The organism is Anaerostipes sp. 992a (genome assembly GCF_001940245.1).
Lineage (GTDB): Bacteria > Bacillota > Clostridia > Lachnospirales > Lachnospiraceae > Fimousia.
In genome coordinates, this window is record NZ_MJIG01000003.1 from 186,125 (window position 1) to 205,843 (window position 19,719).

16 protein-coding genes are annotated in these 19,719 nt (G+C 39.4%); 14 read left to right on the plus strand and 2 right to left on the minus strand.

Annotation, left to right across the window (positions count from 1 at the left end; genetic code table 11):
* Nucleotides 1-151 precede the first annotated feature (151 nt).
* The 6 genes from BHF69_RS02520 (at nt 152) to ptsP (ending at nt 6,425) form a co-directional block, all read left to right on the plus strand.
* Entirely contained in the window at nt 152-1,000 is an 849-nt protein-coding gene (locus BHF69_RS02520) for a MurR/RpiR family transcriptional regulator (RefSeq protein ID WP_075669508.1), read from the plus strand.
* A gap of 98 nt (nt 1,001-1,098) precedes the next feature.
* A complete protein-coding gene (locus BHF69_RS02525; RefSeq protein ID WP_075669509.1) occupies nt 1,099-1,914 on the plus strand; it encodes an SDR family oxidoreductase in 816 nt (271 codons plus the stop codon).
* A gap of 313 nt (nt 1,915-2,227) precedes the next feature.
* Nucleotides 2,228-2,878, plus strand: coding sequence for a tetratricopeptide repeat protein (locus tag BHF69_RS02530; RefSeq protein WP_075669510.1), 651 nt, complete (start codon nt 2,228-2,230; stop codon nt 2,876-2,878).
* Between the two features lie 3 nt (nt 2,879-2,881).
* A complete protein-coding gene (hflX, locus tag BHF69_RS02535) occupies nt 2,882-4,132 on the plus strand; it encodes a GTPase HflX (RefSeq protein ID WP_075669511.1) in 1,251 nt (416 codons plus the stop codon).
* A gap of 288 nt (nt 4,133-4,420) precedes the next feature.
* Nucleotides 4,421-4,684 (plus strand): HPr family phosphocarrier protein, encoded by a 264-nt coding sequence (locus BHF69_RS02540; RefSeq protein WP_075669512.1) that lies wholly within the window; start codon nt 4,421-4,423, stop codon nt 4,682-4,684.
* Between the two features lie 28 nt (nt 4,685-4,712).
* Entirely contained in the window at nt 4,713-6,425 is a 1,713-nt protein-coding gene (ptsP, locus tag BHF69_RS02545) for a phosphoenolpyruvate--protein phosphotransferase (RefSeq protein WP_075669513.1), read from the plus strand.
* Nucleotides 6,426-6,484: 59 nt separating this feature from the next.
* On the opposite strand, the gene BHF69_RS02550 is transcribed toward ptsP, so the two are convergent.
* Entirely contained in the window at nt 6,485-7,792 is a 1,308-nt protein-coding gene (locus tag BHF69_RS02550; protein WP_075669514.1) for a lyase family protein, read from the minus strand.
* Nucleotides 7,793-7,983: 191 nt separating this feature from the next.
* Here BHF69_RS02550 and hydF point away from each other — a divergent pair, with 191 nt between their 5' ends.
* The 3 genes from hydF to BHF69_RS02565 are packed head-to-tail and all read left to right on the plus strand — an operon-like array spanning nt 7,984 to nt 11,488.
* Nucleotides 7,984-9,198: a [FeFe] hydrogenase H-cluster maturation GTPase HydF gene (gene hydF, locus BHF69_RS02555; protein ID WP_075669515.1), complete on the plus strand. Its 1,215-nt coding sequence runs from the start codon at nt 7,984-7,986 to the stop codon at nt 9,196-9,198.
* The gene (locus BHF69_RS02560) at nt 9,198-11,030 is read left to right on the plus strand and encodes an ATP-dependent helicase (RefSeq protein WP_075669516.1); all 1,833 of its coding nucleotides are present in this window, start codon (nt 9,198-9,200) and stop codon (nt 11,028-11,030) included. Before hydF ends, BHF69_RS02560 begins: the two co-directional genes overlap by 1 nt.
* 11 nt (nt 11,031-11,041) lie before the next feature.
* Nucleotides 11,042-11,488 carry a hypothetical protein gene (locus BHF69_RS02565; protein ID WP_075669517.1) on the plus strand — a complete coding sequence of 149 codons (447 nt, stop codon included), beginning with the start codon at nt 11,042-11,044 and terminating at the stop codon, nt 11,486-11,488.
* A 73-nt stretch (nt 11,489-11,561) separates the two neighbouring features.
* On the opposite strand, the gene BHF69_RS02570 is transcribed toward BHF69_RS02565, so the two are convergent.
* Entirely contained in the window at nt 11,562-11,897 is a 336-nt protein-coding gene (locus tag BHF69_RS02570) for a DUF1292 domain-containing protein (RefSeq protein ID WP_075669518.1), read from the minus strand.
* Nucleotides 11,898-12,075: 178 nt separating this feature from the next.
* Here BHF69_RS02570 and BHF69_RS02575 point away from each other — a divergent pair, with 178 nt between their 5' ends.
* The 5 genes from BHF69_RS02575 (at nt 12,076) to BHF69_RS02595 (ending at nt 19,712) form a co-directional block, all read left to right on the plus strand.
* Nucleotides 12,076-13,245 (plus strand): cation:proton antiporter, encoded by a 1,170-nt coding sequence (locus BHF69_RS02575; RefSeq protein ID WP_075669519.1) that lies wholly within the window; start codon nt 12,076-12,078, stop codon nt 13,243-13,245.
* 138 nt (nt 13,246-13,383) lie between these two features.
* The gene (locus tag BHF69_RS02580) at nt 13,384-14,325 is read left to right on the plus strand and encodes a M14 family metallopeptidase (RefSeq protein WP_075669520.1); all 942 of its coding nucleotides are present in this window, start codon (nt 13,384-13,386) and stop codon (nt 14,323-14,325) included.
* On the plus strand, nt 14,325-15,275 hold the full coding sequence (locus tag BHF69_RS02585; protein ID WP_075669521.1) for a M14 family metallopeptidase: 951 nt from the start codon (nt 14,325-14,327) through the stop codon (nt 15,273-15,275). The genes BHF69_RS02580 and BHF69_RS02585 overlap by 1 nt, the downstream gene beginning before the upstream one ends.
* 49 nt (nt 15,276-15,324) lie before the next feature.
* Nucleotides 15,325-19,077: a phosphoribosylformylglycinamidine synthase gene (locus BHF69_RS02590; RefSeq protein ID WP_075669522.1), complete on the plus strand. Its 3,753-nt coding sequence runs from the start codon at nt 15,325-15,327 to the stop codon at nt 19,075-19,077.
* Nucleotides 19,078-19,100: 23 nt separating this feature from the next.
* Nucleotides 19,101-19,712, plus strand: coding sequence for an SH3 domain-containing protein (locus BHF69_RS02595; RefSeq protein WP_075669523.1), 612 nt, complete (start codon nt 19,101-19,103; stop codon nt 19,710-19,712).
* Nucleotides 19,713-19,719 lie beyond the last annotated feature (7 nt).

Here is a 19,719-nt window from a genome sequence, read left to right on the forward strand (position 1 = left end):
ATAATAGAATTATGAAATAAATAGTGTTTCAACGGTGGTGAATTTGTTAGAAATATACAAAAAAATGAAACTGGTTAAGTTGACAAAATAGAAAAAATAAGCGACAATATTCTATAAGAGTAAGTTACCAGAGAGAAGTGGAGTGTATATTATGGCAAAGGAAATGACAGTAAGAGATTACATTTTCACCACATACGATCAATTGTTTGATGCAGAGAAAAAAGTGGCTGATTATCTATTGGATCATCCGGATGCAGCAGTGGAGATGTCTGTGGCAGCTTTGGCAGGAGAATGTTCGACCAGCCAGGCTACGATTATTCGATTTTGCAAAAAGGTCGGGTTCAGCGGATTTCATCAGTTGAAGATTGAGATGGCCAAGGATATGAAGACGAGAAAAGATTATATTACAACGAATGCCATTGATATTAATCACATTGGGCAGTCATTGCACAATATTCTTGTCAGTAAGGTAGAGGAGTTGGAAGCGACGATCAACAATCTGAATGAAGAGTCGATCAGGAAGGTGATTGATGCTGTTGTAAAAGCAGATGTGGTAGAAGTGGCGGCAGTCGGAAATTCTATACCAATTGCCATGGATGCCAGCTATAAGTTCAATCAGGTTGGAATTCGTTCTGTAGCATCCAATGTGTGGGAGGCACAGCAGGCATTTTCTTTTACATTAAATAAAGGGGATGTATTAATCGGAATATCAGCTTCCGGAGCATCCAGAAGATTGGTAGGAATGGCACGAATTGCGCAAAAAAGAGGAGCCCTCGTTGTGACCATTACCAATCAGCCAGAGTCACCATTGGCAGAAAACAGCGATATTGTATTGACAACTGCATCGCGGGAAAGAGTATTTTATGACCAGGTCAGTTTTACAAGATCAGCGGCAATGGCTGTTGTCGATAGTATTTTTTTACTGCTTTATTCCATGAGAAAGGATTCTTTCCAGCAGTTGTTGGAGCACGAACAAATTATTTCAGAGGACAAAATTTAATGACTATCTTAAATTTTGTTTGTAGATCATGCAGATTATGGTATTCTATATACCAAATTTGATATACTAATTATTTATTTTTTAAGGAGGAAAATAGAATGAGTACATGGCTAGGTTTAGAAGGAAAAGTAGTAGTGATTACCGGAGCTGCATCTGGAATTGGAAAAGCAGTTGCACAGGAATTCCTGAATGTAGGAGCAAAAGTAGTAGTTGCTGATATGGCACCAGAAGCACCAGCATACGATGGCGCATCTGATGATAACTTCTTATATGTCCAGACAAATGTTACAAGTAAGGAATCTGTGGATGGAATGGTAGCTCAGGCAGTAGAAAAATTTGGTACCTTAGATGTATTAGTAAACAATGCAGGTATCAATATTCCTAGACTGTTGGTAGATCCAAAAGATCCAAATGGCAAATACGAATTAGATGAAGCTGTATGGGATAAAGTAACAGCAGTTAACTTCAAAGGTGTATTCTTATGTGCACAGGCTGTTGGACGTGTGTTGGCAGCAAAAGGAGCTGGAGTGATCATCAACATGTCTTCTGAATCAGGATTAGAAGGATCTGAAGGTCAGAGCGTATATGCAGCAACAAAGAATGCAGTAAATTCTTTAACTCGTTCATGGGCAAAAGAACTTGGTAAATTAGGTGTTCGTGTTGTAGGTGTAGCTCCTGGTATCATGGAAGCAACAGGACTTAGAACTCTTGCTTATGAAGAAGCTCTTGCTTATACAAGAGGAATTACTGTAGATGATTTAAGAGCTGGATACAGTAAGACATCTACAACTCCACTGGGACGTTCTGGTAAATTATCAGAAGTAGCAACAACATGTGCATTCCTTGCAAGTGAAAAAGCAGGATATATCCATGGTGTTACCCTGAACGTTGCAGGTGGTAAGACAAGAGGATAATTCTCAAAATTAAGATAAATAATTTGTTCGGATTTATCTGCTTTGTATGCGTAGGGTTTTTAACGTATATGGATCAGAATTTATATTAGCGTGGTAGTAGAAAGGATTTGTTTGTCTAGGGTCGTGATAGATGAACGAAAGGAAGGTGCTCATCCTATGAGAAATCATAGGATGGGCATTTTTCATTATAGATTGTCGTGTTAAATTAAATTTTTATTAGGGTGGCAGACTTTGTAAAAGAATACTTGTCCGCTTTGTTCTTGCAAATTCCTATTCTGCTTATTATAATGAAGGTCAGACAGGAGGAAATCATATGGAAAAAAAGCAGAAAAATATAATCATAGCCGCAGGAGCCATTGGCATTGTTCTTATCATTTTTTTACTGTTTCAGATTATCACCCAGAAGCTTTTGGTTCGGGATGGTACAAAATATCTGGAACAGAAGGAATACGAGAAAGCTTATGAATCTTTTTATAAAGCGGAGAAGAAGCATACGATTCTGACATCCAAGAAAAATATCCTATATTATGAAGGAGAATGTCTGATTCTTTTGGGCAGATATGAAGATGCAGTCCAGGTTTACGGAAAAATCACGGATAGGCATAAAGAGGCCAGAGCATTTGTTATGAAAGGATTTTCTTATCAGGCGGATGGACAGAAGAAAAAGGCACAGAAAAGCTATGAGAAAGCCATCGATGTGGATAAGAAGGATGGAATTGGTTACTATTATTTATATGGATATTATATTGAAGAAGAACAGTATCAACAGGCATTGGATACTATTGAGCAGGCATTGAAGGGTCCGGTAAATTCATGGGAACAGGAGCTTGCGTTCGGAAAAATTGTGGTTTATGAAAAAATGCTGGAGTATGATAAGGCACTGGAGGCTGCCACGGCCTATGTGAAGGCATATCCTGATGATGAAACGGGCAAACGTGAGCAGGAATTTTTGGAAACGAGATAATATATGGATAATAAAATGATTTATGAAGAAAATAAAAAAGAAGAGAAAGTCATTTTGGCAGCGGTCTGTCTGGAGGAAGAAGCAGATACGAAAGAATCTTTAGATGAGCTTTCTGAACTTGCCAAAACGGCAGGTGCCAAGGTGGTTGGACGCTGTATTCAAAAGCGAGAGGCCCTTCATAATGCTACCTACCTTGGAAGTGGAAAGATTAAGGAACTTAAGGATCTCATATGGGAGACGGATGCAGATGGAATTATCTGTGACGATGAATTATCTCCAGCTCAGCTTCGCAATCTGGAGATGGAACTGGAATGCAAGATTATGGATCGAACGTTGGTGATTTTAGATATTTTTGCTTCACGGGCCCGAACAAAAGAAGGGAAAATCCAGGTGGAACTGGCACAGCTTCGCTATCGTGCTACCAGACTGACCGGTCTTGGAACTTCCTTATCCCGTTTGGGAGGTGGAATTGGGACCAGAGGGCCCGGGGAAAAGAAATTGGAGATGGATCGAAGGCTGATTCGAGACAGGATCGGACATTTATCCAGAGAATTAAAACAGGTCGTAAGGCACAGGGAAGTACAGCGTCAGAAGAGAAGTAAAAATCACCTTCCGGTTGTTTGTATTGCTGGGTATACAAACGCAGGGAAATCCACCCTTTTAAATCTTTATACGAATGCAGGAGTATTGGAGGAGAATCAGCTGTTCGCAACTTTAGATCCTACTACAAGACAGGTGAGATTAGAAAGTGGTCAGGAAATTCTTCTCACGGATACGGTTGGGTTCATAAGAAAGCTTCCACATCATCTGGTCGATGCGTTTCGGAGTACACTGGAAGAGGCAAAATACAGTGATCTGATTCTTCATGTAGTGGATGCTTCTAATCCGCAAAGAGAGAAGCAGATGGAGGCAGTGTATGAGACATTAAAACAGCTTGGGATTCAAGATAAGAAGATGATCACGGTATTTAATAAGATCGACCAGTTGGAAGAGGAGACCTTTTTGAATGATCCCCATGCAGATGAAGTAATTCAGATTTCTGCCAAAAAGGGGATTCATACGGATGAGCTTTTAAAATTGATAGAAGAAGTGCTGCAGCAGGGACAGATCTATCTTGAAAAAGTATATGCTTATGCTGAGGCGGGAAAAATATCAATGATTCGTAAGTACGGAACCATTTTAAAAGAAGAATACAGAGAAGAAGGGATTTATATTGAGGCCTATGTCCCAGCGGAAGTGATACATTCTGTATAATTTTGTTTAAAATGATAAAAAGTAAAGGGATAAATCTATAAAAAATGCACTACTACTATTGACTTTCCGGGGGGCTTCATGGTAAAATTTTAACATGAAATGAGAGAGTTGGATTGTTACTGGTAATGCATGAAGACCTGGAGAATAATATATTTGCCAGTATGTTTCCGATAGGTCTTTATTTGCCAAGCATTGAAACGAAGGTCCATTGGGCGTTCGTTTTGTTATGTAGTGCATTAAGGGGTTCCAACAAAACGAAATTTTATTAAGAAAAAGGAGAATAATATTATGGTATCAAAAAAATTCACAGTACAAAATGAACAAGGTTTACACATGAGACCAGCAGGAGTTTTAGCAAAAGCTGTTACTAAATTTGAATCTGATGTAACAATCGTTTACAACGACAAAAAAATCAATGCAAAAAGTTTATTAAATATCATCGGTGCATGCATCAAATACGGCGCTGAAATCGAAGTTGTATGTGAAGGTCCAGACGAAGAAGCTGCATTAGCACATGCTGCAGAATTAATCGAATCAGGTTTAGGCGAATAATCCGGTTTTATAATAAACGAGGTGGCTCATGTATAAAGGTATTGGTGCATCAGCAGGTATCGGTATTGGTAAGATTGTTGTGATCAAGGAGCAGGAATTAAACTACTCTAAGACAACCATTACTGATAAAGAAGCTGAAAAGAAAAGATTAGCAGATGCGATTGATGTTTTTATTGAAAAGACAACTGCATTAGCTGAAAGTATGAAAATTACAGCAGGTGAAGCTGAATCAGAAATTTTACAAGGTCATATTATGATGATTCAGGACCCTGCGATCAAAGAACAGATTGAAACAAAGATTGATGAAGAATCTATCAATGCTGAATCAGCAGTAGAAGAAGCATGTGATTTCTTTGCAATGATCTTCTCTATGGCTGAGGATGAATTAACACAGCAGAGAGCATCTGATTTAGGTGATATCAAAACTCGTCTGATCAAGATTTTATTAGGTGTTGAAGAAGTTGATATCGGAGCAGTTCCAGCAGAAACTATTTTGGTTGCAGAAGATTTAACACCATCTATGACAGCAAGTTTTGTACCTGAGAACATCGAAGGTGTATTAACTGAAATTGGTGGTAAGACTTCTCATTCTGCTATCATTTGCCGTTCTATGGAAATTCCAGCTGTATTGTCCATTCCTGATATTACAAAGATCGTAAAAGATGGTGATGTTGTAGTATTAGATGGTACGACAGGTGAGATGTACTTAAATCCAGAAGAAGATGTTTTAGCAGAATTTAAAGCAAAAAGAGATGCTTATTTAGAAGCAAAAGCTGCTTTAGCAAAATTCGTTGGAAAGCCTTCTCAGACAGCAGATGGACATGTAGTAGAGTTAGTTGCTAATATTGGTGGACCAGATGAAGCTCCAGGTGTGTTAGAAAGAGATGGAGAAGGAGTTGGTCTTTTCCGTTCTGAATTCCTATTCATGGAAAGCGACAGCATTCCATCTGAAGAATCTCAGTTTGAAGCATATAAATCTGTTGCAGAAACATTAGAAGGAAAACCTGTTATTATCCGTACATTGGATATCGGTGGAGATAAAGCACTTCCATACTTAGGACTTCCTACAGAAGAGAACCCATTCTTAGGTTTCCGTGCTGTTCGTTTCTGCTTAAAGAGACAGGATGATATCTATAAACCACAGTTAAGAGCTTTATTAAGAGCCAGTGCATATGGTAAAGTACGTATCATGGTACCATTAGTAACCTGTGTAGATGAACTTCGTGCCGTAAAAGCAATCATTGAAGAACTGAAAGCAGAATTAGATGCAGAAGGTATCGCATATGATAAAAACATCGAAGTAGGTGTTATGATGGAAACTGCTGCAGCAAGCTTAATTGCAGATATTTTAGCAAAAGAAGCAGATTTCTTCAGTATTGGTACTAACGATTTGACTGGATACACTATGGCAGCAGACAGAGGTAACCCAGATGTTGCTTATCTGTATTCTGCATACAATCCTGCAGTACTTCGTTCTATCCGCAATATTATCGCTGCGGCTAATAAAGAAGGCATTATGGCTGGTATGTGTGGAGAAGCTGCAAGCGATCCATTGATGATTCCATTATTACTTGCATTTGGATTAAATGAATTCTCTGTAAGTGCTACTGCAATTTTACAGGCAAGAAAGACTATGTCTTTATGGACAATGGATGAATGTAAAGCATTAGCGGATGAAGTTATGCAGTTAACAACAGAAGCTGAGGTAAAAGCTTTATTAGAAGAAAGAGCTAGATCATAATTGATCTACGATAAATAAAACAGGCACAGCAATTGCTGTGTCTGTTTTTATATAGGAAATTATATCTGATAAGTAGAAGTGTGAGCGATAGAGAAAACACGTTCAATTTCTTCTTTTGTCATAGAAGTTTCTTCTTCTAACAATTTTTTCAAAATTTTTTTATTATCCATACTTTTTTCCATAAGATCAGTAGCCTTTTGATAGCCGATGTAAGGAAGCAATGCTGTACCGTAGATTACCATTGAATCCAAATGTTTCTTGCATCCTGCTTCACATGGCAGTAATGGCTCAATGCATTTCGTGCGAAAAAGAAATACAGTATTTGACAGCATTTCCAAACTGGTCAGAAGATTGTAGGAAATCAATGGCAAAAATGCGTTCAATTCCAGATTTCCACTGGCAGCAGCGAAAGAGATGGCAGAATCATATGCCATAACTTCCATGGCGGTCTGGATGGTCATTTCTGGAATTACAGGATTGACTTTGCCGGGCATGATCGTAGAGCCTTTTTGCAGAGGTTTTAATTTTATTTCCTGAAATGGTAAAGAATTCATCAGTCTCAGGTCATTGGCGATCTTCATGAGATTTACGGATAAGGCCTTCAAAAGGCCGGATACCTCTACAAATACATCCAGATTTTGTGTCAGATCCATAGGATATTCTGCACGGGATAGTCCGATACCAGTATCCTCTCTTAGAAATTCTACAACACGGAATCCATATGCCCGACTGGCCGTGCTTCCTGTTCCTACTGCAGTACCTCCTAAATTAATCTGGCGAAGCCGTTCTTCTACTTTATAAATACGCCAACGGTCCCGGGCAATTGCCTGAGCATAGGCACCGAATTCCTGACCGAGAGAGATGATCTGAGCATCCATAAGCTCGGTGCGTCCCATTTTTTTTATCGTATCCCATTCCAGTTCTTTTTTCTGAAGGTCTTCCTGAAGCTTTGCAGCCTCTTCGCTTAAACGGCGAATCCACTGAATACAAGAGATGCGAAGGGCAGTAGGATATACATCATTGGTGGACTGATATTTGTTCACGTGGTCTAGAGGGTCCACTGGCCGATCGGTATAGTTTTGTGCATAGGAAGCAATGACTTCGTTCACATTCATATGTGTGGAGGTACCAGCACCTCCTTGAAAGGCGTTCAGCGGAAAAAGATCAGAGGGAAAGTTGGTCAATAGCTCCTCACAGGCCAAAATGATAGCATCGGCAATGGGAGGTTCCAATTCTTTTGTATACTTTAATGCTTTGGATGCATTTTTTTTGACTAAGATCATAGCTTTTATCAGAGATTCGGGAACTGTTTGATGGTTTACCGAAAAATTTTCCAGAGCATGGGCGGTTTCAGATCCATAATTCATAAATATCACTCCTCGTTTGTTTAAGTTGTTATTAAGTATAGTAAAAAAGAAGAAAAAAGTCTAATAGATTTTGTTTCAATATATGGATAAAAAAATATGCAAAAGATTTTCGAAGGTATGCTATAATAATAACACCCATATTTTAGAAAAAAATATATAGAATCGAATTTGATAGAAAGAAGGGAAGTTATATGAGTATGAATCAGACTCCAAGAGGAGAACGCGTCCATATTGCATTATTTGGAAAGCGGAATGCGGGAAAATCAAGTGTGATCAATGCCATGACCAACCAAGAGCTTGCCATCGTATCTGAGGTGAAGGGGACTACAACAGATCCTGTTTATAAGGCGATGGAATTGCTGCCACTGGGACCAGTGGTTGTTATTGATACTCCAGGTCTGGATGACGTAGGAGAGCTCGGGCAAAAACGTATCGAAAAGACGATGGAAGTGTTGGCAAAGACGGATATCGCCATGGTTATCATTGATAGCACTATTGGCATCAGTAGCTTTGAGGAGGAGCTGCTGCTTCAAATCAAAGACAGAAAACTTCCATACTTAATTATTTATAATAAAGTGGATTTGTGCAAAGAAAACAGACCGGAAATATCCGAGGGAATGTTTGTCAGTGCAGCAACGAAAGAAGGAATTGAGGAGTTAAAAGAGCAATTAGGAAAGTTGGTACCAGAGGAAGAGGATAAATTCAGAATTGTGGGAGATCTTTTAGAGCCTTCTGATCTGGTAGTACTGGTGGTTCCTATTGATAAGGCAGCTCCGAAAGGCAGACTTATTCTGCCTCAGCAGCAGACAATTCGGGATATTCTGGAATCTGACGCAGCGGCGATCGTTGTAAAGGAGCATGAGCTTCGGGAGACGTTAACGTATTTAAACAAAAAACCGAAGATGGTCATTACGGATTCTCAGGTGTTTTCCAAGGTCGCAGCCGATACGCCAAAGGATATCTGGCTGACTTCTTTTTCCATTCTCTTTGCCAGATTTAAAGGAGATTTAGAAGAGGAGATCAAGGGAGTAAGAGCAATCGATAAACTGGAAGATGGAGCTCGAATTCTGATTGCAGAAGGATGTACACATCATCGACAGTGTGATGATATTGGAACGGTGAAAATTCCTAGATGGCTGACTCAATATACAGGAAAGCAATTCCGATTTGAAACCAGCAGTGGTAATTCCTTTCCAAAGGATCTGGCAGAGTTTGATCTGGTGATTCATTGCGGAGGATGCACTTTGAATCGCCGTGAGATGAAGAGCAGAATCGCAAGAGTAAAAGCGGCTGGGGTACCAATCGTGAATTATGGAATTTTAATTGCCGCAATCCAGGGAATTCTAAGAAGAAGTATTGAGCCTTTTCCACTTGCTTCCATGATCTTAGATGAGGATGATCTGTAATGAATGAGAAAAATCAGGCACAGATGGAGGCAATCACACATGATCAGGGACCGATGATGGTGCTTGCAGGACCTGGGAGTGGAAAGACAACAGTTATTACAGAGCGTACCAAGTACTTGATTGAACATTATGGGGTTTCTCCTGCCAGAATTCTGGTAATTACCTTTACAAAGGCAGCTGCCAACGAGATGAAAGAGCGGTTTTGCCAGTTGATGGGAAGAAGTCTACCGGTTTCTTTTGGAACCTTCCATGCGGTATTTTTTACTATTTTAAGACACGCCTATGGATATCGATATGAGCATATTATTTCAGAGGAGCAAAAGAGACAGATCATACAGGAGGTTCTTGCTGAAGAACAGGTGGATATGGCAGAAGAAGCAGATTTTATCTCTGCAATGATCAATGAAATCAGTCTGGTAAAAGGAGAAATGATTCCTCTGGAAAACTATTATAGTGGACAGTGCAGCAATGAAGTGTTTCAGGATATATTTCGTGGCTATGAACGAAAACTGCGCGCCAATCGAAAGATTGATTTTGATGATATGCTGGTATTTACCTATGAGCTCTTGAAGGAACGGGAAGATATTCTGGCTGTCTGGCAAAAAAAGTTTCAATATATTTTGATTGATGAGTTTCAGGATATTAATCTGGTTCAGTATAAGATCATTCAGATGTTGGCAAAACCAGAGAATAATCTTTTTATTGTAGGAGACGATGATCAGTCCATATATCGTTTTCGAGGAGCGAAACCGGATATTATGCTGGGGTTTCCGAAAGATTATAAGGAAGCTAAAAAAGTACTGCTGGATATTAACTATCGATGCTCCGAAGAAATTCTTACAGAGGCACAGAAGGTCATTGGTCAGAATGAAAAGAGGTTTTCAAAGAAATTAACGGCTTTTTGCGGGAAACAGTCTCCGGTGCATTATATAGAATGTAAAAATCAGTTTGAAGAGAATCAGAAAATCATAGAGGTGCTTCAGAAATATCAACGAGAAGGAAAGCCTCTGGAACAATGTGCAGTGCTATTTCGTACGAATATACAGCCAAGATTGTTGATTGGAAAGCTGATGGAATATAACCTGCCTTTTGTGATGAAGGACGGATTTCCTAATTTATTTGAACATTGGATTGCCAGAGATCTGATTACTTATATGGAAATAGCCAGAGGAAACCGGGAACGGAGAAAGATTTTATCGGTGATCAATCGCCCTAACCGCTATATTGGAAGGGATTATCTGACGGACCCAGAGATATCATTTTCTGAATTAAAGCTTTTGTATTCGGATATGAGCTGGATGGAGGAGAGAGTGGAACAATTGGAGAAGGATCTTAAGATGTTATCGACGATGAATCCATATGCTTCTATCCTATATATTCGAAAGGCAATTGGATATGATGATTTTTTATTAGAATATGCGAATTTCCGAAAGCTCAATGTGGAGGAATTATATGATGTGGCAGAGGAAATCCAGGAGAGTGCTAAAGGGTATGAAGATTTTACCAGTTGGATGCGATATATTGATGGATTTTCCAAAGAACTAGAAGAGCGAAGGCATACGAGAGGAAAAGAGGAGAAAAGCGGCATAATGCTTTCTACCATGCATGCGGCCAAGGGACTGGAATATGATACGGTTTTTATTCTGGATGTTGTGGAGGATATGATTCCTTATAAGAAGGCGGTAAAATCTGCAGATATAGCAGAAGAATGCCGAATGCTCTATGTGGCTATGACACGAGCTAAAAAGCATCTTTATATGATGCTGCCAAAGGAACATAATAATAAAAAATGTCAGATTTCCAGATTTTTAAATGAGGTTTATCAGAGGTGAGGGAGAATAGAATGAAACAATTGAGGAATAAAGATGGGATAATGCTGCAGGTCCTTACAGAGGCTATGTATGGAAGGTCGAGAATGGTTGTGTATCAGGAGCTTAAAGAACCATTCCAGGTCTATGTGATCGAAAAAGAGAAATTTGATCATTGGATCCAGAACGAGGAACAAACCAATGTAAAAAGTCCAGAAAAAAGAAGGCCGGTGCAAGAGGAAAAAGAAACAAGATGTGAGAAAAAAGCATCACAATCTGTGATCGAGCGTTTTTTAGATGCCAATACCTATAGCGGTAAAATAGAAGTACTTGAAAGTACGGAGGAATTTATCGATGGAAATATATTAGATATGATGGCGGCTTCTATGGATGTTCTCGTAGAGGGAGATAGCATTGATGAGAAATATTTTTCCCTTATGCAGATTCTGCGAACACAGGCAAAGTTTGAGACAAATCGATAAATGGAAGACAAGATAAGCCATGCAGGGATACTTCCCATGCATGGCTTTGTTCCATTTTTACAAAAAATAAAGTTTATTCTTCTTCGGTATCTTCTTCCGTCATATCGTTGATGATATTATAGAAAGCTTCTGCCACAATATCATATTCTTCGTCAGTTTCGATATTGTCCAGATTCAGTTCGCCTTCTTCGTCTTCGGAATAGCGGTAGAGCAGGACATCGCTTTCCTCGTCATCAATTTCTTCATTAACAGGAAGAAGTGCGATGTATTCATGATTAGTGCCTTCTGCCTGGAAAACAGCGATTACGACGCATTGCATCGTGCTATCGTCATCTAAAACCAGGTTAATGATAGCATCCTGCCCATTGATGTCATATTCAAAAACTTCATCAGATGAAAATTCACTCATTCTGGTACCTCATTTCTCAATTAAATTGCAAGTTACTTTTCTTAAATTTTACTATACTAGAATTGACATAAAAATTCAAGTGTGATACGATAACGAAGTTTAGAAAAAGGAATATTGTTATAACAAAAAAGAATAGCATATTACCATGTGCTGGCAATATGTGTACGGGAGGAAAAGAATGCAGGAGTATAAGTTTTTATTGGACATTGCATTGATTCTGACTCTTACAAAAGCGCTAGGACTGTTTTCAAAAAGAATCAGTCTGCCTCCGGTTGTAGGAGCGTTGATTGCGGGTATTATTTTAGGACCGATCGGATTTGATATGGTTGAACCCACTGGAACCATTACGGCGTTGGCAGAAATTGGAGTCATTGTGCTTATGTTTCAGGCTGGTTTGGAGACGGATATTGATGAACTGAAGGAAAGTGGTGTTGCTGCTTTTATCATTGCATTAATCGGAGTAATCGTGCCATTACTGGGAGGCTTTTTGGTAGCAAGATCGATTAATCCTAATATCATGGAGGATATCTTTATTGGAGTCATTTTGACAGCTACTTCCGTAAGTATTACAGTTCAGACTCTTCAGGAGATGGGAAAGTTGAAGGGAAGAGTTGGAACTTCTATTTTAGGAGCAGCAATCATTGATGATGTTTTGGGAGTTGTATTACTTTCTGTTATTACGAGTATTGGATCTTCTACTGGATCTGGTTTTGGGCCTGTTATCGTCACCATTGCAAGACTGATTGCCTTTATTCTGATCGCTGGAATCGGCGGAGTTGGTGTTTATCGTTTTTTCCATTGGCTGGAAGGGCGTGGAATGAGAAGAAGAAGAATACCAGTATTTGCATTTGCTTTCTGTTTGTTCTTGTCATTTTTTGCAGAATTGTTTGGTATTGCAGATATTACCGGAGCATATATGGCAGGCGTTATCTTATGCAGGACCAATGCACATGATTACATCAATCGAAAGATAGAATGCGTTTCCTATATGTTGATTACACCTATTTTCTTTGCTAATATCGGATTGAAGACGACAATCAGCGGGATGAGTAATACCATTGTTCTGTTTACTGTAATTTTATGTCTGGTTGCGATCGTGTCTAAGATGATCGGATGCGGATTTGGTGCAAAGTTATGTGGGTATGACGGCCGAGAGGCACTTCAGATTGGTGTGGGTATGATTTCCCGTGGTGAGGTGGCACTGATCGTAGCGGAAAAAGGGCTGAAAGTTGGCATCATGCCAGAAGAATTGTTCTCTCCAATTGTCATTGTAGTGGTGATTACAACACTATTGACACCGATCTTATTAAGAATCGTGTTTGCAGATAAGGAAGAACAGACAGCATAGATACGAGTGGAGTTGTTGTAGTATGAAAAGGAATTTGTGGATTTCCTTTCGGGCAACAACTCTTTTTTGCTGTCTGATTTTATTGAATTTTACAGAGATGTTAGATATAATGAGAAGATAAAGAGTGGAGTGAGTAGAATGATAGAAACAATTGTATCAGTACAATTACCGATAAAAGAAGAATTAAAGATAAAAAAGAACAGGCTGACGCCAGATGAAATGACAGGAAGAGAAAGACGTATTTGCATCGTTTCCGGTCTGTATGGAGATGAGCTTGGTGGTCAGTATATATGTGGAGAAGTGATTCGCCGCATCAAAGCAAATTATGATATGCTAAAGGGAATTGTGGATGTATATCCGACTATCAATTCTCTGGGACTGGATTCCAGGAGCAGAGAGATTCCGATGTTTGATCTGGATTACAATACGATTTTTCCTGGATCAGCAGATGGAGATCTTGCCGAGTATACAGCGGCTAAATTAATTGAAGATATCAATGGTGCGGATTTCTGTATTGATGTCCATTCCAGTAATGTGTTTTTAAAGGAATTGCCGCAGATCAGAGTAAATGATGATGTTTCCGAAGAAACATTGGAGCTGTGCAAAAGTCTGAACATGGATCTGATCTGGATTCATCCGTCTACAATGGTGAATGAAGGAAGTCTGGCCTATGCATTGAATGAGATTGGAGTACCGACGATCGTTACAGAATCAGGAACGGCCTTTCGCATTAAATATAATTATTGTGAACAGGTAATCGATGGCATCTTTTGTCTGATGAAGAAGCTGGGCATCTGGGAAGGTGAGACGGTAACACCGAGAGAAGCGGTGGTAGTCAACGATGAAGAAATCACTTATTTAAATTGTGAAACAAGTGGCCTGTTTGTGACGCATAAGCATTTATATCAGCGAGTAGAACAGGGGGATTTGATCGGGGTAATTACAAAACCGATTTTCGGATCGGTGGAGGAAGAAATCAAAGCACCAATAAGTGGGATTTTGATTACACTGCGTGAACATCCGGGGGTCAGTGAAGGAACCCTGGTTGCGAGAATTTTGGGAAGTCAGGAGGAAGAATAGTGAAAAAAGAAATCATTTATTCCATGGATTCCGGCTTTCGGGAAGAGTTTAAGATTACGGGATATCGTTTTGGTGGAAAATCCGATGAAGAAAAAGAAAAGTCTGCCTGTATTGTAGGAGCCATGCGTGGGAATGAATATCAGCAACTTTACATATGTGCACTGTTGATCAATCGTCTGATCGAATTGGAACAAAGCGGTGCTATTGTCGGTAATAATGAGATATTGGTGATTCCATCGCTGAACAACATGTCTATGAATGTTGGAAAGCGGTTTTGGGCATCAGATAATACGGACATCAACCGTCAGTTTCCTGGGAATCCGGAAGGAGAGCCAACCAGTAGAATTGCGGCAGCAGTGATGAAAGCGGTAAAGGGATTTCGATATGGCATTCAGTTTCCATCCTTTTATATGGACGGCGAATTCATTTCCCATGTCAGAATGCCGGAGACAGGAAAAGAAAGTACCAGTCTTGCCAATCTGTTTGGTCTGCCATATGTCATGGTCGGTAAGCCGAGACCATTTGATGCGAAAACACTGAATTATAATTGGCAATTATCTGGCACAGAAGCATTTTCTATTTATACAGGGAATACGGATGAGGTGGATGATGGAGCGGCAAGACAGGCTGTTTCTGCAGTGCTCCGATTTTTAACGAGAATGGGAATTTTACGTTATAATTGCCATAATGGATATATTGCCAGCATTTTAGAGGAGACAGAGCTGGTGACAGTAAAGTCCAGCAGTGCAGGATTTTTCCGCAGAATTGCCCAAATCAATCAAGAAGTGAAGAGGGGCGATGTTTTAGCTGAAATTTTGGATCCTTATCTGGGCAATATTATTTCAGAGGTCCATGCTACGGTAGATGGAATTGTATTTTATTCCAGCAATAAGCCAATTATATTACAGAATTCAATTGCATTCCAAATTATTAAGAAATTGCATGAATAGATAAACTATGTTAATATGTTACTGAAAAAGACAAGAGATGGAGGTAGCCATGAGTAACGTTAAGAGAATTTATGTAGAGAAAAAGCCAGCCTATGCAGTAAAGGCAAAGGAACTTTTAGAAGAGGTAAAGAATTATCTTCAGTTTGATATTACTGGCGTCCGTGTTTTGATTCGCTATGATATCGAAAATATTTCTGAGGATACCTATCAGAATTCTTTAAGAACCATTTTCTCTGAAGCACCAGTGGACACTTTATATGAAGAAACGTTTCCTATCTCAGAAGAAGAAAAAACTTTTTCTGTAGAATATCTGCCAGGACAGTTTGATCAGAGAGCTGATTCTGCAGAACAGTGTGTAAAATTATTAAATGAAGAGGAAGAACCAATTATTCGTTCTGCAACTACCTATGTAATCGCAGGAGATATTACGGATGAACAGTTGGATCAGATCAAGGCATTTTGTATCAACCCTGTAGATTCCAGAGAGACCGATGAGCAGAAGCCAGAGACTTTGGTAACAGAGTTTGAAGAACCTGCAGATGTAAAGATTTTTGATGGATTTTCCGATATGGAAGAAAGTAAGTTAAAGGAATTATACGACTCTCTTGGACTTGCTATGACCTTTAAAGATTTTCTTCACATCCAGAAGTATTTTAAAGAGGAAGAAAAAAGAGATCCTTCCATGACAGAAATTCGTGTATTGGATACGTATTGGTCTGATCATTGCCGACATACTACATTCTTAACGGAATTAACAGATGTTACATTCGATGAAGGACATTATCGTATTCCAATCGAAGCAACATACGAAAGATATTTAAAAGATAGAGAAGAACTTTATGCAGGACGCGATGATAAGTTTGTATGTCTGATGGATCTTGCCCTTATGGGAATGAAGCGTCTGAAAAAGGACGGAATGTTAGATGATATGGAAGAATCTGATGAGATCAATGCATGTAGCATTGTTGTACCAGTGGAAATCGATGGCGAGACAGAAGAATGGCTGATCAGCTTTAAGAATGAGACACATAACCATCCAACTGAAATTGAACCATTTGGTGGAGCTGCAACCTGTCTGGGTGGAGCAATCCGTGATCCGCTTTCCGGACGTTCTTATGTATATCAGGCTATGCGTGTGACCGGTGCATCCGATCCTACCGTTTCTTTACAGGATACATTAACAGGAAAACTACCTCAGAGAAAGATTGTAACTGGAGCTGCACATGGATATAGCTCCTATGGAAATCAGATCGGTCTTGCAACAGGTCTGGTAGATGAAATCTACCATCCAAATTACGTGGCAAAGCGTATGGAGATAGGTGCTGTTATGGGTGCTGCTCCTAGAAAAAATGTTATTCGTGAAACTTCTGATCCTGGTGATATTATCATCTTATTAGGTGGAAGAACTGGACGTGATGGATGTGGTGGAGCAACTGGATCTTCAAAAGCTCATACAGTAGAGTCTATCGATACTTGTGGAGCAGAGGTGCAGAAGGGTAATCCTCCAACAGAACGTAAAATTCAGCGCTTATTCAGAAGAGAAGAAGTAAGCCGTTTGATCAAGAAATGTAACGACTTTGGTGCCGGTGGAGTATCCGTTGCAATCGGAGAACTGGCAGATGGTCTTCGCGTAGATTTAGATAAAGTACCAAAGAAATATGCAGGTTTGGATGGAACGGAGCTTGCAATCTCTGAATCACAGGAACGTATGGCAGTAGTTGTAGATCCAAAAGATGTAAATACTTTCCTGACATATGCAGAAGAAGAAAACTTAGAAGCAGTTGCAGTTGCAGTTGTAACAGAAGATCCAAGACTGGTATTGCAGTGGCGTGGTAAGGAAATCGTAAACTTATCCAGAGCATTCTTAGATACCAATGGAGCACATCAGGAAACAACTGCCAATGTTCAGCTTCCAGATCGCAGAAAAGAATATTTTGGCGATTTACAGGTAAAGAACACCTTCAGAGAAACCATGCTTTCTATTTTAGGTGACCTGAATGTATGTTCCAAGAAAGGTTTGGTAGAGATGTTTGACAGCTCTATCGGAGCAGGAACTGTTACAATGCCTTATGGTGGTAAATATCAGATGACACCAATCCAGACTATGATTGCAAAACTCCCTGTATTAAAAGGAAAAACAGATACAGTAACGATGATGAGTTATGGATTTGATCCATATTTATCTTCCTGGAGCCCATATCATGGAGCAATTTATGCAATCGTTCAGTCTGTAGCTAAGATTGTGGCAGCAGGTGGGGATTATAAGAGCATCCGATTCACATTCCAGGAATACTTCAAACGTCTTGGTGAAGATGAAAATCGCTGGGGTCAGCCAGTAGCGGCATTATTAGGAGCTTATGCTGCACAGCTTGGATTTGGCCTTCCATCCATCGGTGGAAAAGACAGTATGTCTGGAACCTTTAATGATATTGATGTACCACCAACTTTGGTTTCCTTCGCTGTGAATGTAGCTAAGAGTCAGGATGTGATTACTCCTGAATTTAAAAAGCCAGGTAACAAGATTGTACGCATCTGTATTCCAAAGGATGAATATGGTCTTCCAGATTATGAGGGAGCAAAGAAGGTTTATAAAAGAATCAGCAAACTGATGAAACAGGGCAAGATTGTATCTGCATATGCAGTCGGCTATGGCGGAACAATAGAAGCAGTAGCTAAGATGGCATTTGGTAATCGATACGGAGTAAAATTTGACAATGAAGTATGCATGCAGGATCTGGTTGAAAAATCTTATGGTGCGATCATTGTGGAATTAGGATCTCATGTCATTAAAGAAATTGGTGTTCCTGCATTGTTAATTGGTACGGTATATTCAGAACCGGCCTTTGTATTTGCAGGAGAAGTAGTATCCATGACAGAAGCAGTGGATGCATGGACAGGAAGATTAGAAGGAGTATTCCCTACAAAGACTGGAATTGAGGAAACTCCATTGAATACACCTATGTATCGTGAAGGACGTATTTACCTTGCTAAGAATAAAGTTGCAAAACCAAAGGTATTCATTCCAGTATTCCCAGGAACAAACTGTGAATATGATTCCTTAAAAGCATTTGAACGCGCAGGGGCAGAAGTAGAGACAAGAATCTTCAAGAATCTGGATGCACAGGGAATTCGTGATTCTGTTGATGAGTTTGAAAAAGTAATCAATCAGTCTCAGATCATTATGTTCCCAGGTGGATTCAGTGCCGGAGATGAACCAGAAGGTTCTGCCAAGTTCTTTGCAACTGCATTTAGAAATGAAAAATTAAAAGAAGCGGTTATGAATCTTTTAAATCAGAGAGATGGACTTGCATTAGGTATTTGTAATGGTTTCCAGGCTCTGATTAAATTAGGACTGGTTCCATATGGAGAAATCTTAGAACAGACAGAAGCTGCACCAACATTGACGATGAACCGCATCGGACGTCATATTTCTCAGATGGTTTACACAAAGATAGTAACGAATAAATCCCCATGGTTGTCAGAAACAAAAGTTGGAGATGTTCATTCTATCGCTGTTTCTCATGGCGAGGGACGTTTCGTTGCAAGTGAAGAGGTTGCCCAGAAATTATTTGAAAATGGACAGGTTGCAACTCAGTACGTGGACATTCATGGAAATCCTACAATGAGCGAACCATTCAATCCAAATGGTTCTTATTATGCGATTGAAGGAATTATCAGTCCAGATGGAAGAGTGCTTGGTAAGATGGGACACTCCGAACGTATTGGCGATTCTGTTGCAATAAATATTCAGGGAAATAAAGATCAGAAATTATTTGAATCAGGAGTAAATTATTTTAAATAAGCTTCTGATATTAGGAGAAGATATTGAAGGCAAGATTAAAACCATATCTGCATTGGATTATTTTGCTGGCCTTGATTCTTTTGGTAATAATCTGTGGTCTGTTGTTCGCAAAAACAATTCTTTCGCCGTCTGATTATGATTATGAGCAGGCGGCGGAGGAAAAAAGTGAGCAGGAAGATGAAAAAGAGGGAACCTACTATGTTTATGGAGGAACTCATGGGCTTCCGTTACACAAAGAGGCATCTAAGCATTCTAAGATTATTACGGTCATTGGAAATGGGGCTCCGGTAGAGATCATTACAAAGTCTTATCGTGGCTATTATAAGATTCGGTACAAAAAGCAGGAAGGCTATGTGCAGGGCAGATATTTATTAAAATATAATCAGGAGGCAGGTAGTAAACTTAAGGAACGACTGACGAGTGATTATCCACTTTATTATGTAGTAAACTGTGAGGGACATGCAAATATGTATCGTAGAAGAAATTCATCTTCAAAGGTAATTGCAACGGTGGAGTTCGGATATCGGGTACGTCTTCTGGAAAAAGGAAGAAATAATTATTATAAAGTGGCTTATCGAAATAAAATCGGATATATTGAATCCAAATATTTATCAAAATATAAGCATGAGAAATAGATAGTTG